The organism is Marinovum sp. 2_MG-2023, assembly GCF_030548265.1.
GTDB lineage: Bacteria > Pseudomonadota > Alphaproteobacteria > Rhodobacterales > Rhodobacteraceae > Marinovum.
Map to the genome: position 1 here is coordinate 1 of NZ_JAUOSD010000054.1, position 7,508 is coordinate 7,508.

6 protein-coding genes are annotated in these 7,508 nt (G+C 59.6%); 5 read left to right on the forward strand and 1 reads right to left on the reverse strand.

All coding sequences use genetic code 11. The features are described from left to right. Positions 1-133: 133 nt before the first annotated feature. The gene (locus Q4577_RS23330; RefSeq protein ID WP_303473284.1) at positions 134-2,074 is read right to left on the reverse strand and encodes a glycoside hydrolase family 127 protein; all 1,941 of its coding nucleotides are present in this window, start codon (positions 2,072-2,074) and stop codon (positions 134-136) included. Between the two features lie 179 nt (positions 2,075-2,253). Here Q4577_RS23330 and Q4577_RS23335 point away from each other — a divergent pair, with 179 nt between their 5' ends. The 5 genes from Q4577_RS23335 to Q4577_RS23355 all read left to right on the forward strand — a co-directional run bounded on the left by Q4577_RS23335 (position 2,254) and on the right by Q4577_RS23355 (position 7,458). Next, positions 2,254-3,534 (forward strand): ABC transporter substrate-binding protein, encoded by a 1,281-nt coding sequence (locus Q4577_RS23335; protein WP_303473282.1) that lies wholly within the window; start codon positions 2,254-2,256, stop codon positions 3,532-3,534. A 63-nt stretch (positions 3,535-3,597) separates the two neighbouring features. Next, positions 3,598-4,473 carry a carbohydrate ABC transporter permease gene (locus Q4577_RS23340; RefSeq protein WP_303473280.1) on the forward strand — a complete coding sequence of 292 codons (876 nt, stop codon included), beginning with the start codon at positions 3,598-3,600 and terminating at the stop codon, positions 4,471-4,473. A gap of 10 nt (positions 4,474-4,483) precedes the next feature. Beyond that, positions 4,484-5,383: a carbohydrate ABC transporter permease gene (locus Q4577_RS23345; RefSeq protein ID WP_303473278.1), complete on the forward strand. Its 900-nt coding sequence runs from the start codon at positions 4,484-4,486 to the stop codon at positions 5,381-5,383. Positions 5,384-5,410: 27 nt separating this feature from the next. Then, positions 5,411-6,487, forward strand: coding sequence for an ABC transporter ATP-binding protein (locus Q4577_RS23350; protein ID WP_303473276.1), 1,077 nt, complete (start codon positions 5,411-5,413; stop codon positions 6,485-6,487). Then, positions 6,484-7,458, forward strand: coding sequence for a DMT family transporter (locus Q4577_RS23355; protein ID WP_303473274.1), 975 nt, complete (start codon positions 6,484-6,486; stop codon positions 7,456-7,458). Before Q4577_RS23350 ends, Q4577_RS23355 begins: the two co-directional genes overlap by 4 nt. The last annotated feature ends 50 nt before the right edge of the window (positions 7,459-7,508 follow it).

Below are 7,508 nucleotides of genomic sequence, written 5' to 3' on the forward strand. Positions count from 1 at the left end.
TGCGTTCGAAATGACCGCCTGAGAAAATCACCCCTGGGGACCGTCACAGGTCAATGCCGTCAAGTTGGCAATGCCGTTTCGGGTCTTTGGGGCAGGGGGGGGATACCGCAGTGATGCGGTATCCCTTTTTTGTTTAATCCTTCAGCGGTAACCAGACCGCCATGGTGTTGTCGTCGCGGTTGTTCCACGCGAAATAGGGGATCAATGTCGTGGAGACCGTGGCCTTTGACGGTGTTGCCAGCGGGGCATAAAGCGCGTTGCTGCTCCAGGGCGCGCGCCGTGGCAGGTCCGCCTGCAACAGGGTGTTGCCCTTGAACATCCCTTCGCCCGCAATGGGCGTCAGTTGCGTATGTGCGGTTAGCGCGACCTCGTCGATGCTGGTCCCGTCGGGCAGATCCGCCCCTTCAAGACAGTAGACCACCGGCCCCGCCATGATTGCCGCCTGACTGCGGGTTTCTTCGACCTCTGGGCGGGCGACCATGATGCGGGGCGTGATGTCGAGCACCATTGTGATGACGTCGCCCTTGGCCCAACGCCGGGTCAACGGCAGGTATCGCGGTCCCTGTCCGGGGGTGGCAATCGTCTCGCCATTGATGGCCACGGCGGTGGATTGGCTCCACCCGGGAAGGCGCAAATGCACGGTGCATTCGTTTTCCGGCGCGGCATCCACCGTGATGCTGACATCACCCGACCACGGGAAATCCGACACTTGCGACAGCGCGAGGTGCCCACCGGCGACTTCGGCTGCGAGCGTGTTGGTGCCATAGAGATGCACCCAAACCGCATCCGGGCCGGTGGAATAGGCCCAACGATGCAGCCCGGCGATGGTGCGCGTGACCTGGGGCGGGCAACAATAACAGGTCCAGCGGGTCCAGCGACGTGGTGAATCGTTGTTGCCGATGAATTGCTTTTCACCATTGAACCGCAGCGGGTTGGAATAGGTGAAATGCGTGCCGGACAGCGACACACCGGACAGGCCGGTGTTATACATCACCTGTTCGATCACATCCCCATACCGCGCGTCACCGGTCAGTTGCAGCATCCGCCAGCTCCACATCGCGTTGGCGATATTGGCGCAGGTTTCATTATAGGCTGTGTCTGACGGCAGCTGATAGGGGCGACCATAGGATTCGGCGATCTGCTCGTATCTGGGGTGGCTGCGTTCCGATGTGCCTTTGTGCAACGCGCCGATTCCGCCGGTGATGTACATTTTGCGATAGGTCGAATCCTCCCAGATGCGGGTGATTGCCTGCATCAACGGCGCTTCGTCGGTTTCCATCACCAGATCCGCAGCCCCGGCCCAAAGATAGGGGCCGGTCACGGCATGGCCCACGGCCTCTTGTTCCTCAAGAAGTGGCACACGCGCCTGGCTTTGATCGCCGTTGTTGCCGGGCATGTCGGGATGCGCGCCCCGGTTTTCCACAAAGATGCGCGCCAGTTCGAGATAGCGGGACGTGCCGGTTTCACGAAACAATTCCACCAACCCCATGATCTGTGACGGGTTGAAACCAAACCGTGCCAGATCGGGGTCGCGGGTGATGAAACTGTCATAAAGATTGTCGGCGGCGCGAATGGCGATGTCCATCAAACTGTTTGCGCCGGTGACCTGGTGATGCAGGCAGGCCGTGGTGAAGAGATGGCCGAGGTTGTACATCTCGTGATGTTCGATGTCGGTCCAGCGGCCAAGATCGGTCAGGCTGATCTGTGTATTGAGATAACCGTCGTCCTCCTGTGCGGCGGCGATGATTTCGATGTAGCTGTCGAGCCGTTCGGTCAGCACGGCGTCGGGGGCAACATCGGTCAGCAGCAGAATTGATTCGAGCGCCTTGTAGCAATCACCATCGCTCCAATATCGGCCGTGAAAGGTGCCGCCGCCGGCGGCCACGGCGCGGAAATTACCGAAATATGCCGCGTTTTCCGGGTCTTCCATGGCCTCCAGCACGCTGATGATCGACTCATGTCGGATCAGGTCCTGTTTTTCGGCCCAAAAGCCGCCGGTCCAGCGAACGTCTTTGTCGGCTGGTCGTTGCAATCGCGCGTGGGGGCTGATCGCTGTGACGGGTTTTCCATCCATATCCTTGGTCTCCAATGATTTTTGGCCGTTTCGGCCGGTGGTTTGGGCTGCTGCGCAATCGGGCAGGTCCGTAGAAATTGCATCCCAATCAAGCTTGACGGATGATGCATAAACATAATATGTTTGTTTTTATCGACAAAGCGCAATAGCAACGACAAAATTAAACGGAGGAGAACAAGATGAAGAATTTGAAGCAGAGCGTGGCAACCTTTTGCCTCAGCCTGCCGCTGGCTCTGGGTGGGTTGACCATGACCGCCGCCCCTGTCGCGGCAGAAGGTGTGGTTCACCTGTTCCACCGCTCGGCGGCAGAACCGATGCGGGTGCCGCGGATGGCGATGTGGGGGGCATGCGCCGAACAGCTGAATATCGAGATCATCGAAAACTTCTCTCCGCCCAAGCAGTACGAAGTGCAGCTGCCTGTGCAACTCTCCAGCTCGACCCCGCCAGACATCTATGCCTATTGGGCCGGCGGTCGGTCGCAGTTTCAGGCCGCCACTGGCAAGATCCGTGCGATGAACGACATCTGGGAAGAGATCAAAGACAACTATCCAGTGGGCGTTCAGGCCACCAGCACAGAGCCTGACGGCAATGTCTACACCATCCCGACCACGTTCCAGCCCAATGTTTTCTGGTACAACAAGCGCGTCTTTGCCGAACATGATATCCAGCCACCACAAACCTGGGACGAGTTCGTTGCGGTCGCGGCCAAGCTGAAAGAGGCCGGTGTCACGCCCTTCCTTCTGGGGTCGAAATCCGGCTGGGAGCCGCTTTTGTGGTTCGATTACATGGTGCTGCGGGTGGCAGGATCGGAATTCCGCAGCGGGCTGATGGCCGGCACCGAGAGCTATCTTGATCCCCGCGTGATCAAGGCGATGGAACTGTGGAAGGATCTGCTCGAGGCGGGTTATTTCAACGACCGCACTTCGTCGCTCGGCTGGCAGGAAATGGCCACCAAATTCGTCAACGGCGAAGGCGCGATGGAGCTGATGGGCACATGGACCGTCGGCAACTTCATCACTGCGGGTCTTGAGCCGGGCGCCGATTTCGACGTCTTCGATTTCCCGCCAATCACCGAGGGCATCGAACTGGCCGTCGAAGGTGCGGTCGAAGGTTGGGCCGCCAGTGGCGCGGGTGAAAACACCGAAAACGCGCTGGCGATGCTGAAATGCGTATCCGAACGTGGCCCGCAAGAGCTGTTTGCCAAACAGGCCCAGCGGATGGCTGCGAACAAGGATGTCCCGGTCGATATCTACGAACCGGCCTCGTTTCAGCCGACGATCGAGAAGTTTCAGGACATGCTGAATGCACCGTTCCACCAAAACCTGGAACTTGCGACACACCCCGGCGTGACCGAGGTGGCGAAGCGTGAATTGCCGCGGTTCCTTGCCTATCCGGATCAATACATGACCGTTTTGGAACTGCTGGAAGGTCGCCGCACAGACGTGTTTGGCGGCAATTAAGCAAAGATTGGTCGGGCGGGGCACAGCCCCACGCCCGACCATACGCAAGAGGAGGACACTGCCATGAACGCCCGGCTTACGCCCTGGCTATTCCTGATGCCCGCGATTTTGATCTACGGCATCTTCGGCGCCTATCCGATTTTTCAGACCTTCGCCATCAGCCTGACGGATCAGGTTGGTGTTGCGGAACCGGGAAAATTCGTCGGGCTTCAGAATTATGCGGATCTGATCGGGGACGCATATTTCCTTAATTCCCTGAAAAACACCGGCATCTGGGTGATCATGTTCCTGATCGTGCCCAATTCGCTGGCCATCACCATCGCGCTTCTGGTCAAACAGACGTTCTGGGGATCGAGTCTGATCAAGACCGTGTTTTTCCTGCCTTTGGCGCTGTCTTTTGCAATTGTGGGTGTGGTCTGGGGCTGGATCTATGAACCGGATGTCGGCCTGCTGGATCAATTGTTGATCAGCCTGGGACTGGAAGGTCTGATTGTGGAATGGTTGGGCCCTGATGCGGCGACCTATTCGGTGATCGCGGCGGCGGCCTGGCGGCAGACGGCGTTTGCCACGGTGGTGTTCCTCGCGGGTCTGTCGGCCATCCCGCAAGAGCTGATCGAAGCGGCCAAGGTCGATGGCGGCACGCGGCGCCAGATCTTCTTCCGCATCACGCTGCCGCTTTTGAAACCGGCCAGCACCATTGCGGTATCATCGGCGTTGATCCACGCGCTTCTGGCGACAGAGATCGTGTTGACCATGACCGAAGGCGGCCCGTTCGGATCGTCCGAAGTGGTGGGATACCGGATGTATATGGAAACCTTCTGGAACTACAAATTCGGCTATGGCGCTGCGATTGGTGTGATTGTCACGCTGATGACAGCCATCATGGTGGTGCCCTATGTGCTCCGCATGGCCAAAGCCCAAGAACGAGATTGGAGCTGAGGGTCGGACCATGACACATGTAACCACAGAAATGACCAACGGGTCGGGTGCCGCCCAGGCGATTGACCGCGGATCTCTGCGCGAACGGTTCGAAGAGCCGGTCGTGCGGGGGAGCCAGATCCTCTTGCTGTTGCTCTTGGCGCTGGTGTTCTTCCTGCCGGTGATGGGCACGCTTCTGACCTCGGTGCGCACCATCCCCGACATCACCCAGAACGGCGCCTGGGCACTGCCCTCGACCTATGAATGGGGCAACCTTGGCCGCGCCTTCATCGAGATGCTGCCCTATTTGCGGGCCTCGGTGATCATCACATTGCCCTCGGTTGCGGGCACGTTGATGGTGGCGATGATGGCGGGATATGCGCTGAGCCGGATGCAGTTTCGCGGCCGGATCTGGATGTTCCTTGTGATCGTCTCGCTCAGCTTCGTGCCGATCCATACCCAGCTGATCCCGGTGTTCCGGTTGATGTCGGATCTTGGCCTGCATGACACTTTCATCAGCCAGATCATCGTGCACATCATGCGCCAGATCCCCTTTGCCGTGCTGATCATGACCAACTTCTTCAACACGGTGCCCGGAGAGCTGCGCGAAGCGGGTCGCATTGACGGGGCCAGCGAATGGACGATCTTCCGACGCATCTACGTGCCGGTGGCACGGCCTGCCTTGTCGGCGCTGATCGTGCTGGAATTCACCTGGATCTGGAACGATCTGCTTTGGGGGCTGGTGCTGACCCAGGGCGCGGGCAAGAAACCCGTGACCGTCGGCATCCTGTCGTTCGAAGGCGAATACGAGATCGCCTGGAACATGGTGGCCTCGGGGGCGGTTGTCGCCGCAATCCCGACGCTGGCTGTCTTCCTCGCCTTCCAGAAACACTTCATCCGCGGGATGACAATGGGATCGGTCAAGGGCTGAGGCCCGAATCCGAATAGGAGATAAAAAATGGCACATGTTACCATCAATCAGGTGATCAAGAACTATGGCGCGGTGCAGGCGATCAAGGGCATCGACGTCGGTATCGAAGATGGCGAATTCGTCGCGCTGGTCGGCCCGTCGGGCTGTGGCAAGACCACGCTCTTGCGGATGATTGCCGGTCTGGAGGACATCACCGGCGGCACCATCGAAATTGGCGGCAAGGTGGTGAACAACCTGCAACCCAAGGCGCGCGATATCGCCATGGTGTTTCAGAACTACGCGCTTTATCCGCATATGAAAGTGGCCGACAACATGTCGTTTTCGATGCAGCTTGCCGGCGCTTCGAAAGACGAGATCAAGGAAAAGGTCGAGGATGCCGCGCGTATCCTGAACCTTGAACCCTACCTCGACCGCTATCCGCGCGAACTCTCTGGTGGGCAACGCCAGCGGGTCGCCATGGGCCGCGCCATCGTGCGCAATCCCAAGGTGTTCCTGTTCGACGAACCGCTGTCCAACCTTGATGCCAAGCTGCGGGTGTCGATGCGGGCCGAGATCAAATCGCTGCACCAGCGGCTGGGTACCACGGCGGTCTATGTCACCCACGACCAGATCGAGGCCATGACCATGGCAGACAAGATCGTGGTGATGAGCGCGGGGCGGATCGAACAGGTCGGCACCCCGCTGGAGCTGTACGACGAACCGGCCAATCTGTTTGTTGCGGCCTTTATCGGTTCGCCTTCGATGAACCTGCTCGAGGCCGAGATCTGTGAAGGCGGTCTGCGGTTCGGCGATGGCACCATCCTGGCCGCGACCGATACCAGCGAATACGGAACGGGCCGCTCTGTCATTGCGGGCATTCGCCCCGATACGTTCGAGCTGGCCGAACGGGGCTTGGCCGTGCAGGTCAATGTGACCGAGCCGACAGGCGCGGAAACCCAGGTGGTGGGCCAGATCGGCGACACCCCCGTGACCTGTCTGATGCGCGAGCGGATCAGCGGCAGATATGGCGATGTGCTGCACGTCATGCCGCAGGGTCCGGTGCATTTGTTTGATCCCGACACCGGGCTGCGGTTGGGCACGGCCCGGACGGCCGCGATCAATTGACCAACGGTTGCCAGACATCCACGGGGGCGGCCTCGGTCGCCCCTGATTTGCCGCTGAATGCGCCAACGCCCCCCGCGGCGACGCGGTCAATGATTGCGGGCATGGGGCTGGTGGCGCTGGCGGGGTGCATTCTGGCCAGTCAGGATGCCGCGATCAAGGAAATGACGGCGCGGCAATCCCCGATCCAGATTTCCTTTGTGCGCTACTGCTGGCATGCGGTCTTTGTGGCGATCTTCCTTTGGGCGACCGGACGGCGGCGGATCTATCGCACGGCCCGTTTGCCGCTGCATGTGACGCGCGCGGTTTTGTTGCTGACGGCGTCGACCGCGATGTTTATCGCCATTGCCTTTGTCCCGCTGTCACAGGCCACGGTGATTCAGTTCCTGAGCCCTTTGGTGGTCACATTGCTGTCGGTGGTGTTCCTGGGTGAACGTATCGGATGGCGGCGGATCACCGCATTGGCGCTGGGCTTTGCCGGTGTGTTGGTGGTGATTGGTCCGCAACTGGGCGCAGAGGCTGGATTTTCCGCGATCTGGCTTTTGCCCTTGCTATCGGCCTTTGCGGCGGCGGGTTACGTGTTGATGACCCGGCGTTTGTCGGAACCGGCGGAAACCGTCCCGGCGATGGCGCTGATGCCGGTGATCTGTGTGCTGGTCCTGCTGCCCGTGCAGCCGTTTTTCTGGTCACCAATTTCGGCGATGGATTTTGCGGTTCTGACATTGCTTGGCTTCACCGGTACACTTGCCCATGTGGCCATCCAACTGGGGATGCAGGCCGCCCCGGCCTCGATCCTGTCGCCGTTTCTCTACAGCCAGGTGATTTTCGCCAGCTTGCTCGGGATTGTGTTTTTTCGCGAACCGATGAGCATCGGGTTTGTCCTTGGCACATTTTTGATTGTCGGGGCCGGGCTTGCGATCTGGTGGATCGAACGCCCCCCCGCGACATCTTCAACCAGGAAAGTAGCGCAATGACAGCCAGGAACATCATTCTGTTCATCACCGATCAATGGCGTTGGGACACG